Raw genomic sequence first — 16,312 nt, 5'->3', positions numbered from 1 at the left:
TCGGCGCGGCGGTCGGCACAGCGGTCGGCTCGGTCGTCGGCACCGGGGTCGGCGTCACCGCCGCTCCGAACACGTCGGCCGCGGAGCCGAGCGACGCGAGCACCGTCTCGCCGTTCGCGTCGTCGACGCCGTCGTTGTCAGTGACCGCGAAGACCTCGCCGGCGCCGGTGATGCCCAGGCCCTCGAGCTTCTCCTGGGTCCAGCCGTTGCCGGCCTCGAGCGCGGGCAGGACGTCGACGGCGAGCGTCTTCTCCAGCACGGGGAGCTCCTCGCCGATCATGGCGCCCGGCCCCGTCGGCAGCGGCACGGTGTACACGGCCTTGAGCGCCGCGTCCGGTCCGTTGCGCTTGTCGCGCTCGATGACCGCGAGGGTCCCGGCGGGCGTCAGCGTGATCTCGGAGAGGCCGTTCCAGTCGCCCTCGGCACCGGACGGGGTCTCCAGCGGGTAGCCGAAGAAGCTCCAGCTGCCGGCCGCGACGTCGTAGCGCCCGATTCGCACCATCCCGTCGGCGTCGGTTGACGCCTCGCGCTGCAGTGCGGTCCAGACGATCTCGCCGTCCGCACCCGCCTCGATCGTGACGCCCTCGAAGCCCTGCGAGCCGAGCGCGTCGCCCAGCTCGGCGGGGAGCGCGATCCGCTCGAGCACGGCGGCGGAGGCGTCCAGGCGCAGCAGCGCGTTCTCCGGTCCGGTCGCGCCCTCGGTCACCGCCCAGAAGCCGCCGTCCTCGCGCGCGGCGATGCCCTCGAGGTCGAGGGCGGCCGGCTCACCCGCCTCCGTCACGGTGAGCGTCGAGTCGATCAGCGCCGGGACGACCGACGTGTCGACCGAGTGGATCGTGCTCGGCGCGTACGCGCTGTCGCTCACGGCGTAGAGACGATCCGCGGAGGCCGGGTCGCCCGAGAGGCCCGAGAGCGCGCCCCACGGCAGCGGTGAGTCGTCGACGTCGGCCGACGCGATGGTCGGGAAGGCCGGGGCGGAGGCGCCGAGCGCGTAGAGCTGCACGCTCGCGCGCACCGCCGCCTCGGCGTCGTCGGTCTCGCTCGAGACGACCAGCAGGTCGCGCTCGGGCAGGGCGAGCAGCCCCTCCGGCCCGGGCGTGGACGGCAGCGCCTGCACGAGACGCGGCGCGGCCGGGTCGGAGACGTCGTAGACCGCGACGAAGTTGGCGCGCTCGGCGCCGACGAAGACGTACGGCACGCCGTCGAAGGTCGCCGAGAGCAGGCCCTCCGGCTCGGAGCCCTTCGCGTCGGAGCGCTGGTCGGGGTAGAGGCCGAGGCTGACGGCGAGGTGGTCGAAGGAGTTGCCGGCGTCCCAGACCACGGCGCCGGAGGCCGCGTCGAGGATCGACCAGCCGCGGGTGCCGCCCTTCCAGTCGCCCTCGTTCGCAATCGCGACGTGGTCGTCGCCGACCCAGCCGATCGCGTCGGGCTCGCGCGGGACGTCGGTGATCGAGTCGGTCAGCGCGATGCGGTCGTCGTCGAGGGTGTCGATCCCGGAGACGGAGGCGGTGCCGGCCGAGTAGGACGCGGTGACGGTGCGGGTGGCCAGGTCGAGGATCGCGACGGCGTTGTTCTCCTGCAGGGTCACGGCGACGGCGGTGTCGGCGGGGTTGATCGAGACGTACTCGGGCTCCGGGTCGCTCGGGGTGTTCAGGCCCGCGAGGCCGGTGAGCGCGATGTGCTCGGCGACCCAGGCGGACGGGTCGGCGGTGAGGTCCATCACGACGAGCTCGCCCGCGGGCGCCTGCGGGAGGTCGCCCTCCTCGGCGCCCTCGGGCGTGAACTCCTCGTCGCGCTGGTTCTCGATCGCGATGACGGCGAGGTCGCCGGCGGTGGTGACGTCGATGGAGTCGGGCTGGCCGCCGAGCTCGATCGTCGCGACCGGGGCGAGGTCGCTCGCGTGCAGCACGCTGACGTGGCCGGAGGGGCTCGCGAAGTCGCCGTCGGAGGTGTCGACGACCGCGAGCACGTACTCGCCGGTCGCGTAGACCGAGGTGGGCTCGCCGCCGACGCCGACGCCGCCGAGGGGCTTCGGCGCGTCGGGGTCGCTGATGTCGAGGACGTTGATCCGCTGGCCGGCGGAGTCGGTGGAGTAGACGAGGCGGCCGTCGGGCGAGGCGCTGGAGATCTCGGCGACGGCGGAGTCGACCGCCGGGTCGGCGGCGTTGAGGTACGCGGGCACCGTGGCGATGCGCGTGAAGAAGGAGTCGCCGGCGGCGGTGGCGGGCAGCGCGGCGCCGACGGTGCAGCTCGCGAGGACGAGGGTGAGCGCGGCGCCGGCGGTGCGGCGGGGGGCGAAGTGACGGGGCACGGGTCTCCTGAGCGGTTTCGAAGGAACCCGCCCACGCTGGCCTTCCCGGGTGAACGCGACGGCGCGCCCAGGTGTCCGGCGGGCGAACGCCCGGGGGCGGGGTCGGGAGGAGAAGTCTGCGAACCGCCCTGCTGGGGCCGGGGGTCTCGATACGCCGCGTGCCGCGGCTACTCGACCAGCATGAAAGCGGGGGCGTGCCGATCTTGCCGACGCGGGCGCCCCCATGCTGATCGAGGAGGCCGCGGAGCGGCCGTATCGAGATCCACCTGCGTCAGGAGAGTGGTCTGCAGACCCGCCCTGCTGGGGCCGGTGGGTCTCGATACGCCGCGTGCCGCGGCTACTCGACCAGCATGAAAGGGGCCGCGTGCCGCGGGTACTCGACCAGCATGGGCGAGAGCGAGCGGGTGGACTCGGAACGGGGTTCGGCCGGAGGGCAGGGCCCGATGTGCGTCCACTCGCGTGGGTCGGCGCTTGCGAGTGGACGCGTACGGGGGCCTGCTCGGAGCTCTGGCCCCGTCGCGGGTCCGTTGGCGGATGCATGCTGATCGAGGAGGCCGCGGAGCGGCCGTATCGAGATCCACCTGCGTCAGAAGAGGGGTCTGCCGGCCTGCCCTGCTGAGGACGGTAGGTCTCGATACGCCCCTGCGGGGTTACTCGACCAGCATGCAGAGATTCCGTCGGCTCAGCGGGCCGCGAGGCCCGCCGCCGCCGAGCCCCAGCCGGCCAGGACGGCGCGCACGCGCTCGTCGCGCGCGAGGCCGAGGGCCTCCGCGTAGCCCTCCTCGAGGACGTCGTCGATGCGGACGCGCGCGCCCGTCTCGGAGGAGCGCACCGCCGCCTCGACCATCGCGAGGCTCCGCACGTTCGCGTGCACCTCGCCGGAGGGCACGGCGCCGGAGCCCAGCACGCGCACGAACTCGGCGAGCGAGCCCGCGATCTCCTGCGGGCCGGGCTCGAGCGTCGCGGTCCGCACCGCCTCCGACTCCCGTGCCTGCCAGGAGGGCGCGCCGTCGCCGTCCCAGTGCGCGGTGCCGCCCGCGCCGGTGACGCGCCAGTCGCCGTTCCAGGACGTCTCGAGCCCGTCGGCGCACCAGCTGCCGGTGTAGCTGAAGCGGACGCCGCCAGCGAACTCGAAGACGGCGCTCGCCGCGGCACCGTCGGCGTACCAGCTCCAGCCTGGGTTGTACTCCTCGCAGTAGACGGCGACCGGGTCGCGGTCCAGGACGTAGCGCGCCGCGTCGAAGGCGTGGATCGCCATGTCGACCAGCAGCACGTGCGGCATCTCCTCGCGGAAGCCGCCGAAGTGCGGCGCCTTCGCGAAGAGGACCGACGCCGTTCCGAGCTCCCCGAGCCCGGCGACCTGCTCGCGGAACGCGGCGATCGCGGGGTAGTACCGCCGCGACTGGCTGGTCATCAGCAGCTGCCCGGCGACCTCGCTCGTCGCGGCGAGGATCAGCGACTCGGCGATCGTCGGCGCGATCGGCTTCTCCGACAGCACCGGCAGCCCGGCGAAGAGCGCCTCGCTGCTGACCGGCAGGTGCGCGCGCGGCACGGTGACGTTGACGACCGCATCGGCGCCGGAGCGCGCGGCGACCTCGGCGACGGAGCTGCCGACCGCGATCGGCCCGACCCCCTCCTCCTCGGCGGCCCGCTCGGCGAGCGCGACGTCGAGGTCGACGAGGCCGACCAGCTCGGCGTCGGGGTGGTCGCGGATGGTGCGGATCCACGCGCGCCCCATGGCGCCCGCTCCGACCTGGACGAGACGGACGGTCATCGGACGAGCGCCCCCTGGTAGTCCTCGCCGGCGAAGAACTCGCCGGACTCGTAGCGCTGCAGCACGGGCAGGCGGCGCTCGGGGCGGTCGGAGTGCGCCCACTCGACGCCGTTCGCGATCACGCGGCGGACGTCGGCGTGGTGGTAGACGGGGAAGTCCTGGTCGCCGGGCGAGAAGAAGAAGATCCTCCCGTGGCCGCGCTTCCAGGTCATCCCGGAGCGGAACACCTCGCCGCCGGAGAAGGTGGAGAGGAAGACCAGCTCGTCGGGCGCGGGGACGTCGAAGAACTCGCCGTACATCTCCTGCTGCGGGATCGTGAAGGGGTGCGGCACGCCCTGCGCGATGGGGTGGGTCGGGTCGACGGTCCAGACGATCTCGCGGTCCTCGGCCGAGCGCCAGCGCAGCGTGCAGGTGGTGCCCATCAGCTTCCCGAAGATCTTCGACCAGTGGCCGGAGTGCAGGACGACGAGCCCCATGCCGGAGAGGACGTGGCGCTGCACGCGCTCGACGATCTCGTCGGCGACGGCGTCGTGCGCCATGTGGCCCCACCAGACCAGCACGTCGGTGCCGGCGAGGACCTCCTCGGTGAGGCCGTGCTCGGGCTCGTCGAGCGTGGTGGTCGAGACGGTCGCGCGCTCGCCGAGGTTCTCGGTGATGCCGGCGGCGATCGTCGTGTGCATGCCGTCGGGGTAGATCGCGCGGACCTTCTCCTCGATCTGCTCGTGGCGGTTCTCGCCCCAGACGAGGACGCGGAGGGGAGCGGCGGGTGTGGTCACGGAGGGTCCTTCTTCGTCGGAGGTGTCGAGTGCGCCGGTGCAGCGGTTAAGCGCTTTACCGGCGAGTGCTCCTAGACTGCGGGACACCGCGCCCCCGCGTCAACCGCGGCGGGGCGCGTCGAGCGGAGGGAGGCGCGATGGCGACCATGCAGGACGTCGCGCGCCGCGCGGGCGTGTCGATCGCGACCGTCTCCTTCGTCGTCAACGCCAGCAAGCCGGTCTCGCCGGAGACGGCCGAGCGGGTCCGGGAGGCGATGCGCGAGCTCGGCTACCGCCCGCACGCCCTGGCCCGCGCGCTGGCCCGCCGGCGCTCGATGATGATCGCGATCGTCTACCCGCTGGTCCCCTCGCGTCCGCTGAACACCGCGACGACGTTCCTCGCCGGCGCCGCCGAGGCGGCCGCCGAGAGCGGCTACTCGATCGTGCTCTGGCCCACGGTCGGCGGCGCGGAGAAGCTCGCCGATCTGCGCGCCGACGGCCTGCTCGACGGCGTCGTGCTGATGCAGGTGACGTCGGACGACGAGCGGGTGGCGGTCCTGCGCGACTCCGGTACCCCGTTCGCCCTGCTCGGCCGCACCCGCGACCCCTCGGCGCTCGACTGGGTGGACATCGACTTCGAGGGCATGGTCGAGGAGGCGCTCGAGCGCTTGACCGCCCTGGGGCACCGCCGGGTCGCGCTCGTGCTCGGGCCGGAGGGTGGCGCCGGCTTCGGCCCCTACGCGCGGACCCGGGAGGCGTTCGAGCGGGCGGCCGCGGCCCGCGGCCTGACCGACGCGCTCCTGCACTGCGAGGAGACGCCCGCCGGCGGGCGCGCGCTGGCCCGCTCGCTCGACCCGGAGACGGCCACGGCGGTGCTGGTGATCAACGGCGGCGCGGCGGTCGGCTTCGCGCACGAGCTGCGCCACCGCGGCGTGCGGGTGCCCGAGGACCTCTCGATCGTGCTGCTCGCCTCCGACCCCGACGTCGCGGACCTCGCCGACCCCGCGCTCGATCTGCTCGTCGCGCCGGGCCACGCCCTCGGCCGCCGCGGGGTGGAGGCGCTGCTCGCCCGCCTCGCCGACCCGGCCGCGCCGCTGCTGCAGGAGCGCATCGGCGGGCCGTGGCGCCCGGGCGGGTCCGTCGCGGCACCGCGCGGCTGACCCTCGGCGCGTTCGCACCGCACCGGTCGGTCGACCGTCCCATCGTCCAGGTGGTGCAGACAGGGCATCTGTGGCAGTTCCTGGGTGATCAGCGAATCCTCCAGTCTTCTCCGGAGGATCGCCCGTGCGGATCGGGCGGCACGAGGCCTAGCGTGGGAGCACCGTTCCGGCCTGAAGGAGCACCCGGCATGACCCGCGCGACCCGCTCACCCCGCCCGCCCGCTCACCTGCCGCCGCGGCTGACCCTCTCGCTCTGGGACTTCTCCTGGTACACGCGGACGATGCCGGGCGAGCCCTTCCACGACCTCGGGCGCGCGTTCGACGAGGCGGTGGAGCGCGGCTGCAACACGGTCCGGATCTGCGCGGCTCCGCTCCTGCTGTTCGGCGACCACTCGATCGACACCTCGCAGCTGCGCTTCTCGAACATGGGCGGTGACGTCGGCCGGGGCACGCGCTGGTACGACGCCGTCGGCGGCGCCGTGCTCGACCTGCGGGCGCGCCTGGTCGAGCTGTTCCGCCAGGCCGCCGCGCACGACGTGTTCGTCATCGTCTCCTCCTGGGAGTACCAGCAGAGCCCCGCGTTCCTCAGCGACGCGTCCTGGCATGACCTGCTGACGGCGATCCCGCCGACTGAGCGCCACGAGGCTCTCGCCCGCGCCGAATCGCGGCTGATCGCCTTCCTCGAGGTCGAGGGGCTGGCCGACCGGATCGCCTACGTCGAGGTGCACAACGAGGTCGACCTCTCCCGCCTCGGCGAGGTGCCGGCGGAGGGGCTCGACACCTTCTGGGCGCAGAAGCCGTACCTGACCGCCGCGCTGGAGATCCTGCAGGCGGATCATCCGGATGTCCTGTCGACCGTCTGCTACGGGATCCCGCCGTACCTCGACCTCGACTCCGTGCCGGAGAACGCGCAGGTCGCGCACGTGCACTTCTACGTCTACGGGGTCCTCGCGGCGCTGGAGGAGTGGGCGGGAGTGCGGGCCGAGCCGCCGGTGTTCCCGAGCGCCGAGCTGAGATCGCTCCTGCGCGAGGGGGCGCCCGAGTTCGACGCCCTGGCGCACACCGTCGAACCGTGGCGGCTCGCGGCGACCGGCATCAGCCCGAGCATGTTCTACGCCTACGACCAGGTCGATCCGGTCGCCTGGGACGCCTGGCTGTACTCGCACTACGGCCGCTACGAGGTCGCGATGAGGGAGGCGATCGACGTCCGGCTGCGCGCGGTGGCGACCTGGGCCCGCCGCCGCGGAATCCCCGCCGTGGTCGGCGAGGGCTGGATCGGCTACACGCCGCTGGAGGCGGAGTTCGAGGACGGGCCGGCCGGCCGGGTCCTCGCCGGCTACGCCGTCCAGCGCTGCATCGACCTCGGCTACTGGGGAACGCTCGTCGGCTCCAACTCCGCACCGCAGCACCCGGGCTGGTCGAACGTCGAGCTGCAGCGGCGGCTGAACGGCCTCGTCCTGGCGTCCGGGAAGACCGGGGAGACCGGGCCCGCGCCGCTGTCCTCCGCGCCGCTCGGTTCCGTGCCGCTCGGTTCCGCTCCGCTCAGTTCCGCGTCCGGTACGCGTGCGGAGTCAGGCCGTGGATCCGCTTGAACTGCCGGGCGAAGTAGAAGGAGTCCTCGTAGCCGGCCGCGGCGGCCACCTCGGCGATCGGCCGCTCCGTCATGTCGAGCAGCTCGCGGGCCCGCGCCATCCGCAGCTCGGTCCGGTACTGCAGCACCGGCATCCCGAAGCGGCGCCGGAAGAGGGCCGCGAAGTGCGACGGGCTCAGGCACGCCATCGAGGCGAGCTCCGCCACCTCGATCCGCTCGGCGGGGTGGTCGTGGAGGAACTGCGCGGCCCGGTCGAGGGCGGTGCTGCGCGCGTCGCCGGGCGGGCGGTCCGAGGCGAGGATCGCCAGCAGGTGCCAGGCGGCGCCCGATGCGGCGAGCAGGCTGTTCATCGTCGAGTCGCAGCCCAGGTGCGTGATCGCCGCCGAGATCAGCGCGACCGCGGCGTAGACGTCTGACAGGGTGCGCACCGGAGCGTCGACCGTGGCGCGCGCGGCCTGCAGGAACTCGGGCAGGTCGCTGCCGGCGAGGTGCAGCCACCACAGCGTCCACGGGTCGGCGGCGTCGGCCCCGTAGCCGTGCGGCTCGCCGGGCGGCAGCAGGACGATCTGCCCCGCGGTCACGGCGAAGGTGCCCGCCGCCGTCGTGCACCAGCCGGAACCCCGGGTGCAGACCAGGACGACGGCGTCCGCGATCGGGCTGGTGCGCACTCGTCCGTGCCCGCGCGCCTCGGGGAAGTGGCCGCAGTCGGTGACCAGGAGGTGCGACGTCCCCGGCTGCGTCAGCGCCTCCCGGACGCGGGGACGCGGCAGGACGTGCATCGTCTCGCCCGGGAAGCCCGCCCCGAGGATCGTGGGCGTCCGTGCGCACCTCATCAGCGTTCCGTCCAGAAGTTCCACGGGTTCCGTCCTCCATCTCGGCACCGGATCTGATCTTGACTGGGCGGCGTGCTCGATGACAACGCTGCCATTTCCGCCGACAGTACCAGTGGAACGTCCAGGGGAAGCGCTGCGCCGCCGCCCCCTCCGCCCGCTCCGGAGGACGTCGCGTCCAACGACGAGCTGTTCCTCCTCGGTCTGCACCTCGAGGAGCGCCCGCACTCCGGAGGCGCGCCCGAGCACTACTGGGAGGAGGCGGTCTGGCGGGACCCCGGCGACGCCCGCTGCCGCGTCGCGCTGGCGCGGTCGCTCGCCGCCGCGGGCCGCTTCGACGAGGCGGAGGGCCACCTCCGCTCCGCGATCGAGCGGCTGACCTCACGGGGCGTGGTGCCGGCCGACGGCGAGGCGCACCACCGGCTGGGCGAGCTCCTCGCCCGGCAGGGACGGCCGGAGGAGGCGCTCGAGGCTCTGAGCACGGCGCGGAGGACACCGGCCTGGCGCGTCCCGTCCGGTGTCGCGCTCGGGCGGCTCCTCCTGGCGACGGACCGCCTCGAGGAGGCCGAGGCGGTGCTGCGCGAGGTGCGCGTGGTCGACGGGCAGCACGCGCGGGCGGCGGTCCTGCTCGCCGTCGTGCTCCGGCGCGGCCGGCGGGCGCAGCAGTCGAGGGCGCTGCTCGAGAGCGTGCTCGCGCGCGATCCGCTCGACCACTGGGCGCGCGACCTCGCCGGCCGGCCGCTCGACGCCGACGCCGACGCGCTGCTCGACGTCGCGCTGGAGTACCGCGACGCGGGGCTGCCGGACGACGCACTGCGACTGCTCGCCCTCGCGCTCGCGGCCGATGCCGCGCGGCGCACCCCCGGCGAGCGGACCGGGGTGGTGCCGCTGGTGCACTATCACGCCGCACTGCTGCACGAGCGGCAGGGTCGGCCCGACCAGGCACGGTCCGCCCGGCGGATCGCGCAGCAGGCGCCGCTCGAGGGCTGCCGCCCGGTCCGCCTCGAGGACGTCGAGGCGCTGGAGGCGGCCGACGCCGAGGACACCACCGCCCGCTTCCTCCTCGGCGGCTGGTACTCCGCGGTGGGCCGCGTCGAGGACGCCTTCGCTGCTACGTGGTCCGCCGCCGCGCACGACCCGAGGGCGTGGGTGCGGGTGGCCGCGCTGCGCGCGCTGGGGGCGGCCTCCTGCACCGCCTACGGCGACGCCGAGGCGGGGCTCGCCTACCTCGAGCGCGCTCGGCACCTCGCCCCCGGCGACGCAGGGCTCCTCGTCGAGTACGACCAGCTCCGGGTGCTCCTCGGGCACGAGGAGCGGCTCGCCCTCCTCGAGGAGAACGAGGCGCTCGTCCTCGAGCGCGACGATCTGACCCTCGAGTACGCGGCGCTGCTGATCGCGGACGGCCGAGCGGGTCGCGCTCAGGGCCTGCTGCTGGGCCGGGTGCTCGGGCAGGGGGAGGGCCCGGGGAGCCGGGTGCCCGAGGGGCGCGTGCTCGAGGTCTGGGACGCGACGATGATCGCGCTCGCCGACGCGTCGTCGCCCACCGATGCGCTGACCTTCCTCTGCGCCGCCCTCGCGCCGCCCGCCTGCCTCGGCGAGGAGCGCCCGCCGTCGGCCGTCCCCGCCGGGCTGCTGCTGCGCCGCGGTACCGCGCGGGCGCGCCTCGGCGACGACGCGGGCGCCGCCGACGACTGGGAGGCGGCGGCCGGGCTGACCGGCGACGCGGTGACAGCGCCGCACTACGACGAGCAGACGGTCTCCGCGATCCGCGCGCTCCTGGCGCTCGGGCGCCGCGCCGAGGCCGACCGCCTGACGACGGCCTTCTCGGAGTGGATCGACGAGGAGGCCGCGATCCCGGCCACGGCCGACTGGTCCCGCCTCGGCGAGCTGTTCCCGCCGGAGCCGCAGCAGCAGAAGGACGCGCTGCTGGCGCGCTGCCGCGAGCAGCTCGCGGCACTGGCGGAGGAGCGGCGGAGCGGGTGAGCAGGCGATCACCGCGGCGATAACATTATCGCCGATGGTCGAGTTGGTAACATTATCAACATGCGCAACTCTCTCGACAACCCGTTCAGTCCCGGCTCCGACGCGGTGCCCGAGATCTGGGCGGGGCGGACGACGCAGCTGAGCGATTGGCGTGACGTGCTCCGTCCCCGCCTCGCGCGAGGCCTCCCTGAGCGCGGCCGCACGATCCTCGGCGAGCCCGGACTCGGCAAGTCCGCCCTGGTGCGGCGGATCGCCCGCGACGCCGCAGCGGACGGCGACTGGGTGACTCCGCAGCTGCGCATCCCGTCGGGCGCCGACCCGCTGAAGCTCGTGGCCGCCGCCCTGCTCGCTCTCGCCGAGGCCGCTGGTCTGCCGACGGCCCGGGAGAAGCGGATCGCGGCCCTCCTCGAGCGCGTGCAGGCGGTCGCTGCATCCGGGCTGTCGCTCACCCTCCGCGGACAGGACGGCCCGGAGGCGCACACCGCGCTGACCGAGCTGCTCGTCGAGGTGGGCCGGGCCGCGATCGCGCAGGACGTCGTCGTGCTCGTGCACCTCGACGAGGTGCAGAACATCGCCGACGAGAGCGGCCTCTCGCAGCTGCTGATCGCGCTCGGCGATGCCATCACCCACGAGGAGACGGTCGCGCTGCCGGGCGGCGTACAGGTGACCCGCTTCCTGCCCATCGCGGTCTACCTCACCGGCTTGCCCGACTTCGAGGACCGCGCCGGCGGCCAGAAGGGCGCCACCTTCGCTCGCCGCTTCAAGACGACCGTGCTGACGGCCATCGACGACGACGACATCGTCGCGGCGCTGCAGGATTTCGTGCTGCCCGGCTGGGAGGTCGCGGACGGCGCGGGTGGGACGGGCCGCATCCGGATGGAGGCCGACGCCGTCGCGGCGATCGTCGACCTCTGCCGGGGTGAGCCGTTCCTGTTCCAGCTGGCCGGGGAGAGCGCTTGGTACGCGGGCACCGACGCCACGATCACGCGCCGGCAGGTGCTTGCGGGCTGGCGAGGCGTGCAGCGGGAGGCGGCCGCGCATGTCGAGCGGATCCTCGGCCGGCTGCCCGCGCGAGAGCGCGCCTTCCTCGAAGCGATGGCGGTTCTGCCGGCCCGCGATCGGTCGCTGACCCGGATCGCCCGCGCGCTCGGTCTGTCGAAGCCGTCGGAGGTGGGGACGACGGCGCAGCGTCTCGACACCGTCCGCGGGATCATCGACCGAGGGAAGCTGTACGGGTTCCGGCACCGGGCGATCGAGGCGTCGCTGACGAGCGACTGGCCGCGAGTGGACTGAGGCGCGCCGCAGGGGTCCCGCTCACCCCGCGTGCGGCAGCAGAACCTCCACCAGGCCGTCGGTGACGCGCGTCTCGAAACGCGGCTGGGGTGAGGTGGCGGGGCCGCGGACGACCTCGCCGGTCTCGAGCGAGAAGGCGCTCGCGTGCCAGGGGCAGGTGATGCAGGCGTCGGCGCCGGTGCCGCGGAGCTCGCCCTCGTCGAGGGGGCCGGAGAGGTGGCTGCAGACGTTCGAGAGGACGTCGACGCGGTCGCCGCGGCGGACGGCGAGCAGCGGGGTCTCGGCGACGGTCTTCTTCACGGGGGAGTTCTGCGGCAGCTCGGCGAGCGGGCCGAGGGGGTGCCAGCCGGTCGGGAAGCGGTGCGGCACGTCCTCGGTGTGGTTCGCACCGGCCGCCTGGCGGTAGCTGAGGTGGCCGCCGAGGTAGCCGCCGCCGGAGACGACGGCGAGGCCGAGCGCGCTGAGCACCTTCCCGCTGGCGCGCCGCCCGCGCACGCGCTGGACGAAGGACGCGGTGTAGAGGACGGTCCCGGCGACGTTGGCGGCCGCGTGGACGAGCCCGACGCGCTTCTGCTGCTCGTGCAGCTCGGACCAGTCGGTGTAGCCGGCGGCGGCGGTGGGCAGCACGCTGACGATCCCCAGGCCGATGAGGGTGCGCGCCGCGCGCTCGTTGCCGGGCAGCAGATCGAGGACCGCCGCCGACACCCACGCGCCGGTCGGCACGAGCACGAGCAGCGGATGCACCGGGTGCCCGATCGGGACGCCGTGCAGCACGTCCCGCACGGGCTGCGGCCGGATGACCGCGTCGACCACCTTCTTGACCCGGTCGACGAGCGGATCGAGGGCGGCCACGTTCTCGAGACGGCTGACGAGACGGACGAGCTTCACTTCGCGCATGCCCCAGGGCACCGCGTGCTCGGGTGGCGCGGCAAGGGGGTTGCGATCCGGGAGGGGCCGTTCCGCCCACGTCGGAGGACCGCGTCTCCGGACCGGCACTGCCGGAGAGGGTGGGTCTCGAGACGCCCCTGCGGGGCTGCTCGACCAGCATGGTGCTGCAGAGGCACCTTGTGATCGGGCAGTGCGCGCAGCGCCCCGCCGTGCTGATCGGGCAGTGCGCGCAGTGCCCCGCCATGCAGGTCGAGCAGCGCCCCTCCGTGCTGAGCGAGCAGAGCGCGCAGCGCGCCCCTTTCATGCTGATCGAGTAGCGCGCGCAGCGCGCGTATCGAGATCCGCCCCCGTCGAGACGGCGGCCTGCAGGCCCGCCGGCGTCAGTCGGCGGCGGTGAAGAACGCCTCGATCGCGCGGGTCAGGGCGACGAGGTCGTCGACGTGGGCGAGTTCGCGCGCGGAGTGCATCGACAGCAGCGGCACCCCGACGTCGACCGTCGAGATCCCGAGCCGGGTGGCGGTGAGCGGCCCGATCGTGGAGCCGCAGGGGACCGTGTTGTTCGAGACGAACTCCTGGAACTCCACTCCGGCCCGCGCGCACACTCCGGCCCAGAGCGCCGCGCCGCGCGCGTCGGTCGCGTAGCGCTGCGAGGCGTTGATCTTGAGCAGCGGGCCCTGGCCGGCGACCGGCTGGTTCACCGGGTCGTGCTTCTCCGGGTAGTTCGGGTGCACGGAGTGGCCGGCGTCGGCGGAGAGGCACCAGGACCGCGCCATCGCGCGGGCGCGCTCGTCGACGCCCGCGCCGAGTGCGGCGCCGATGCGGGTGAGCACGTCCTCGAGGAAGGGGCCGCTCGCTCCGGAGCGGCTGGCCGAGCCGAGCTCCTCGTGGTCGAAGGCGGCGAGCATGCTGATGTGCCGCGGCTCCGCGTCCGTGTCCCCGGCGCTCGCCGCGAGCAGCGCCACGAGTCCCGCGTGCACCGAGCTGAGGTCGTCCATCCGCCCGGCCGCGAAGAGCGCGTCGTCGAGGCCGAAGCGCGCGGGCGGCTGGGTGTCCGCGGTGATGAGGTCGTAGCCGGCGATGTCGGCGGCGGTGTCGAGCCCGGCCTTCGCGGCGAGGATCTCGAGCAGGTCGTTCCCGTCCGCGTCGCCCAGGCCGTAGACGGGGACGGTGTGCTTCTGCCGGTCGAGCTTCAGGCCGTCGTTCGCCTCGCGGTCGAGGTGGATCGCGAGCTGCGGGATGCGCAGGAACGGGCCGGTGCGCACGAGCACCTCGGCGCCGTCGCGGGTGACGATGCGGCCGGCCAGCTCGAGCTCTCGGTCGAGCCAGGAGTTGAGCAGCGGTCCGCCGTAGACCTCGACGCCGGCCTGCAGCCAGCCCTTCGACCCGACCGTCGGCCGCGGCTTCAGCTTGAAGCCGGGGGAGTCGGTGTGCGCGCCGAGGATGCGGAACGGCGTCACCGCGGTGGCCCCGGCCGGGACGTGCCAGGCGATGACCGCCCCGTCGCGGAGGACGAAGTAGCGCCCGGGCTCCGACGGCCACGCGGCGGTCTCATCGACGGACTCGAACCCCGCCGCCGCCAGTCGCCGCGCGGTCTCCGCCGCGGCGTGGAAGGAGGAGGGCGAGGCGGTGAGGAACTCGGCGAAGTCGGCGAGGTGGTCGGCGCGGGAGGTCATCGACTCATTCAAGCACCGTGGAGATGGCAGAGCGCCGCCCGCGTCGACGGCCCCGCCCCGCCGTCGCGTACCGGCAGGACCCATGGACTGCCCCGGCCCGCGCCTCCTGCACCGCGACCGCTCACGGCACGATCGCGTCGATGTACCCGCCGTCCACCCGCACCGCGGCGCCCGTGGTCGCCGAGGCGAGCGGCGACGCCAGGTAGACGACCATGTTGGCGATCTCCTCCGGCTCGATCAGGCGCTGGAGCAGCGACTGCGGGCGGTGCAGCCGCATGAACTCGCGCTGCGCCTCCTCCCAGGGGAGGGAGTGGTCGACGAGCTCGTAGACGAAGTCCTCGACGCCGCCGGTGTGGGTCGGCCCGGCGAGCACGCTGTTGACGGTGACGCCGGTGCCGGCGGCGGCCTTCGCGAAGCCGCGGGAGACGCCGAGCAGCGCGGTCTTCGAGACGCCGTAGTGGATCATCTCGGCCGGCGTGACGACGGCGGAGTCGCTGCCGATGTAGAGGACGCGGCCCCAGCCCGCCTCCGTCATCGCGGGCAGGTACGCGCGGGTGAGGCGCACGCCGGTGAGCACGTTGACCTCGAAGTAGCGGCGCCACTCGTCGTCGGTGATGTCGAGCGGCTCGGTGCTGCCGAAGATGCCGAGGTTGTTCACCAGCACGTCGACCCGCGGGACCGACTCGAGCAGCTTCGCCGTCCCGGCCTCGCTCGAGACGTCGGCCGCCACACCGCGGACGGAGGCGTCGGGCACGGCCCCGCGCACGTCCTTGATCGCTCGGCGCACCGACCGCTCCGATCGCGCGTTGACGACAACCTCGGCGCCGGCGTGTGCCAGCCCGATAGCGATCGCGAGTCCGATGCCCTGGCCTGACCCCGTCACCAGGGCCGTCCGTCCGCTCAGGTCCAGCTCGATCATGCCGCTCCGCTCCGTCCGCCGCCTGCGGACTCCTCGGAGGAGGGTGCCACACGCCTCCGACACCGGCCCCAGGAAACCGCTCCCACCGCCCCCGCATGCTGGTCGAGCGGCCTCGGAGGGGCGTCTGCAGACCGCCCGTTCGGCACTGGTGGATCTCGATACGCTCGCTGCGCGGCCTACTCGATCAGCACGAAGCGCACCCGCCGAGACGTCCTGCAACGGTCGAGGCGTCCAGCAGCACCGGGACGCCTCGACAGTCCGAGGACGTCTCGCCGCCCTCATGCTGGTCGAGTGGCCCCGCGGGGGCGTCTCGAGACCCGTCACCCCGAGTGGTGCCGCCCGATCGGCAGCACCAGCGGCGTCCCCGACACCGGGTCCGCGATCACGCGCGACTCCATGCCGAAGACCGCGCGCACCGTCTCCGCGGTCACCACCTCGGCCGGTGTGCCCGAGGCGTAGAGCGCGCCGGCCCGCACTGCGAAGAGGTGGTCCGCGTAGCGCGCCGCGAGGTTGAGGTCGTGCAGCACGATCACGATCGTCGTGCCGCGCTCGCGGTTGAGGTCGGTCAGCAGGTCGAGCACCTCGATCTGGTGCGACACGTCGAGGTAGGTCGTCGGCTCGTCGAGCAGCAGCACGTCCGTCCGCTGGGCGAGCGCCAGCGCGATCCACACCCGCTGCCGCTGCCCGCCGGACAGCTCGTCCACCGGCCGGTCCGCGATCTCCAGCGTCCCGGTCGCGCGCAGGGCGTCCTCGACGATCGCGTCGTCGTCCGCGGACGCGCCCCGCCCGAACCAGCCGCGGTGCGGGTACCGCCCGCGCGCCACCAGATCCGCCACGGCGATCCCCTCGGGCGCGATCGGCGTCTGCGGCAGCAGCCCCACCCGCTGCGCGACCTGCCGCGTCGGGAGCCGGTGGATCGCCTCGCCGTCCAGCAGCACGGCCCCCGCGCTCGGCGTGATCAGCCGCGCCATCGCGCGCAGCAGCGTCGACTTGCCGCAGGCGTTCGCCCCGACGATGACGCTGATCGCGCCCGTCGGCACCGTCAGCGACAACCCGTCGACGACCATGCGCTCGTCGTAGGCGAGCGTCACTCCCTCGACCGACAGCGTGGAGTGACCGGCGGCCACGGGGGAGG

12 protein-coding genes and 1 pseudogene are annotated in these 16,312 nt (G+C 74.0%); 5 read left to right on the top strand and 8 right to left on the bottom strand.

The genetic code is table 11. The annotated features are described in order from the left end of the window. Window positions 1-142: 142 nt before the first annotated feature. The 3 genes and pseudogenes from MT350_RS20595 to MT350_RS13745 all read right to left on the bottom strand — a co-directional run. Window positions 143-1,720 (bottom strand): annotated as a pseudogene (locus tag MT350_RS20595) (esterase-like activity of phytase family protein); the annotation flags it as partial. 1,273 nt (window positions 1,721-2,993) lie between these two features. Continuing rightward, window positions 2,994-4,085: a Gfo/Idh/MocA family protein gene (locus MT350_RS13750; RefSeq protein WP_243616141.1), complete on the bottom strand. Its 1,092-nt coding sequence runs from the start codon at window positions 4,083-4,085 to the stop codon at window positions 2,994-2,996. After that, a complete protein-coding gene (locus MT350_RS13745; RefSeq protein WP_243600639.1) occupies window positions 4,082-4,861 on the bottom strand; it encodes a ThuA domain-containing protein in 780 nt (259 codons plus the stop codon). The genes MT350_RS13750 and MT350_RS13745 overlap by 4 nt, the downstream gene beginning before the upstream one ends. A gap of 137 nt (window positions 4,862-4,998) precedes the next feature. Here MT350_RS13745 and MT350_RS13740 point away from each other — a divergent pair, with 137 nt between their 5' ends. Together MT350_RS13740 and MT350_RS13735 are read left to right on the top strand one after the other, a co-directional pair. Further along, on the top strand, window positions 4,999-6,000 hold the full coding sequence (locus MT350_RS13740) for a LacI family DNA-binding transcriptional regulator (RefSeq protein ID WP_243616140.1): 1,002 nt from the start codon (window positions 4,999-5,001) through the stop codon (window positions 5,998-6,000). A 188-nt stretch (window positions 6,001-6,188) separates the two neighbouring features. Next, the gene (locus MT350_RS13735; protein ID WP_243616139.1) at window positions 6,189-7,592 is read left to right on the top strand and encodes a cellulase-like family protein; all 1,404 of its coding nucleotides are present in this window, start codon (window positions 6,189-6,191) and stop codon (window positions 7,590-7,592) included. On the opposite strand, the gene MT350_RS13730 is transcribed toward MT350_RS13735, so the two are convergent. Continuing rightward, the gene (locus tag MT350_RS13730) at window positions 7,543-8,424 is read right to left on the bottom strand and encodes an AraC family transcriptional regulator (protein WP_243600636.1); all 882 of its coding nucleotides are present in this window, start codon (window positions 8,422-8,424) and stop codon (window positions 7,543-7,545) included. The two genes, MT350_RS13735 and MT350_RS13730, sit on opposite strands and share 50 nt — an antisense overlap. A gap of 72 nt (window positions 8,425-8,496) precedes the next feature. Between MT350_RS13730 and MT350_RS13725 the strand changes: the two genes are divergently transcribed. Next, window positions 8,497-10,404, top strand: a complete 1,908-nt coding sequence (locus MT350_RS13725) for a tetratricopeptide repeat protein (protein ID WP_243600635.1) — start codon at window positions 8,497-8,499, stop codon at window positions 10,402-10,404. Window positions 10,405-10,464: 60 nt separating this feature from the next. Then, window positions 10,465-11,697, top strand: coding sequence for an ATP-binding protein (locus MT350_RS13720; protein ID WP_243600634.1), 1,233 nt, complete (start codon window positions 10,465-10,467; stop codon window positions 11,695-11,697). Between the two features lie 21 nt (window positions 11,698-11,718). On the opposite strand, the gene MT350_RS13715 is transcribed toward MT350_RS13720, so the two are convergent. Then, a complete protein-coding gene (locus MT350_RS13715; protein ID WP_243600633.1) occupies window positions 11,719-12,594 on the bottom strand; it encodes a Rieske 2Fe-2S domain-containing protein in 876 nt (291 codons plus the stop codon). Between the two features lie 170 nt (window positions 12,595-12,764). Here MT350_RS13715 and MT350_RS13710 point away from each other — a divergent pair, with 170 nt between their 5' ends. Next, the gene (locus tag MT350_RS13710; RefSeq protein ID WP_243616138.1) at window positions 12,765-12,902 is read left to right on the top strand and encodes a hypothetical protein; all 138 of its coding nucleotides are present in this window, start codon (window positions 12,765-12,767) and stop codon (window positions 12,900-12,902) included. A 63-nt stretch (window positions 12,903-12,965) separates the two neighbouring features. Here MT350_RS13710 and MT350_RS13705 read toward each other — a convergent pair whose 3' ends face one another. From MT350_RS13705 to MT350_RS13695, 3 genes are all read right to left on the bottom strand, one after another. Continuing rightward, the gene (locus MT350_RS13705) at window positions 12,966-14,258 is read right to left on the bottom strand and encodes a M18 family aminopeptidase (RefSeq protein ID WP_243600631.1); all 1,293 of its coding nucleotides are present in this window, start codon (window positions 14,256-14,258) and stop codon (window positions 12,966-12,968) included. A gap of 121 nt (window positions 14,259-14,379) precedes the next feature. After that, entirely contained in the window at window positions 14,380-15,174 is a 795-nt protein-coding gene (locus MT350_RS13700; protein WP_243600766.1) for an SDR family NAD(P)-dependent oxidoreductase, read from the bottom strand. 323 nt (window positions 15,175-15,497) lie between these two features. Further along, window positions 15,498-16,244: an ABC transporter ATP-binding protein gene (locus MT350_RS13695; protein WP_243616218.1), complete on the bottom strand. Its 747-nt coding sequence runs from the start codon at window positions 16,242-16,244 to the stop codon at window positions 15,498-15,500. Window positions 16,245-16,312: the final 68 nt, after the last annotated feature.

Source organism: Rathayibacter sp. VKM Ac-2928 (assembly GCF_022815545.1).
GTDB classification, from domain to species: Bacteria; Actinomycetota; Actinomycetes; order Actinomycetales; family Microbacteriaceae; genus Rathayibacter; species Rathayibacter festucae.
Note: the sequence above shows the minus strand (reverse complement) of the source record. Positions and strands in the feature narration are given on the sequence as shown.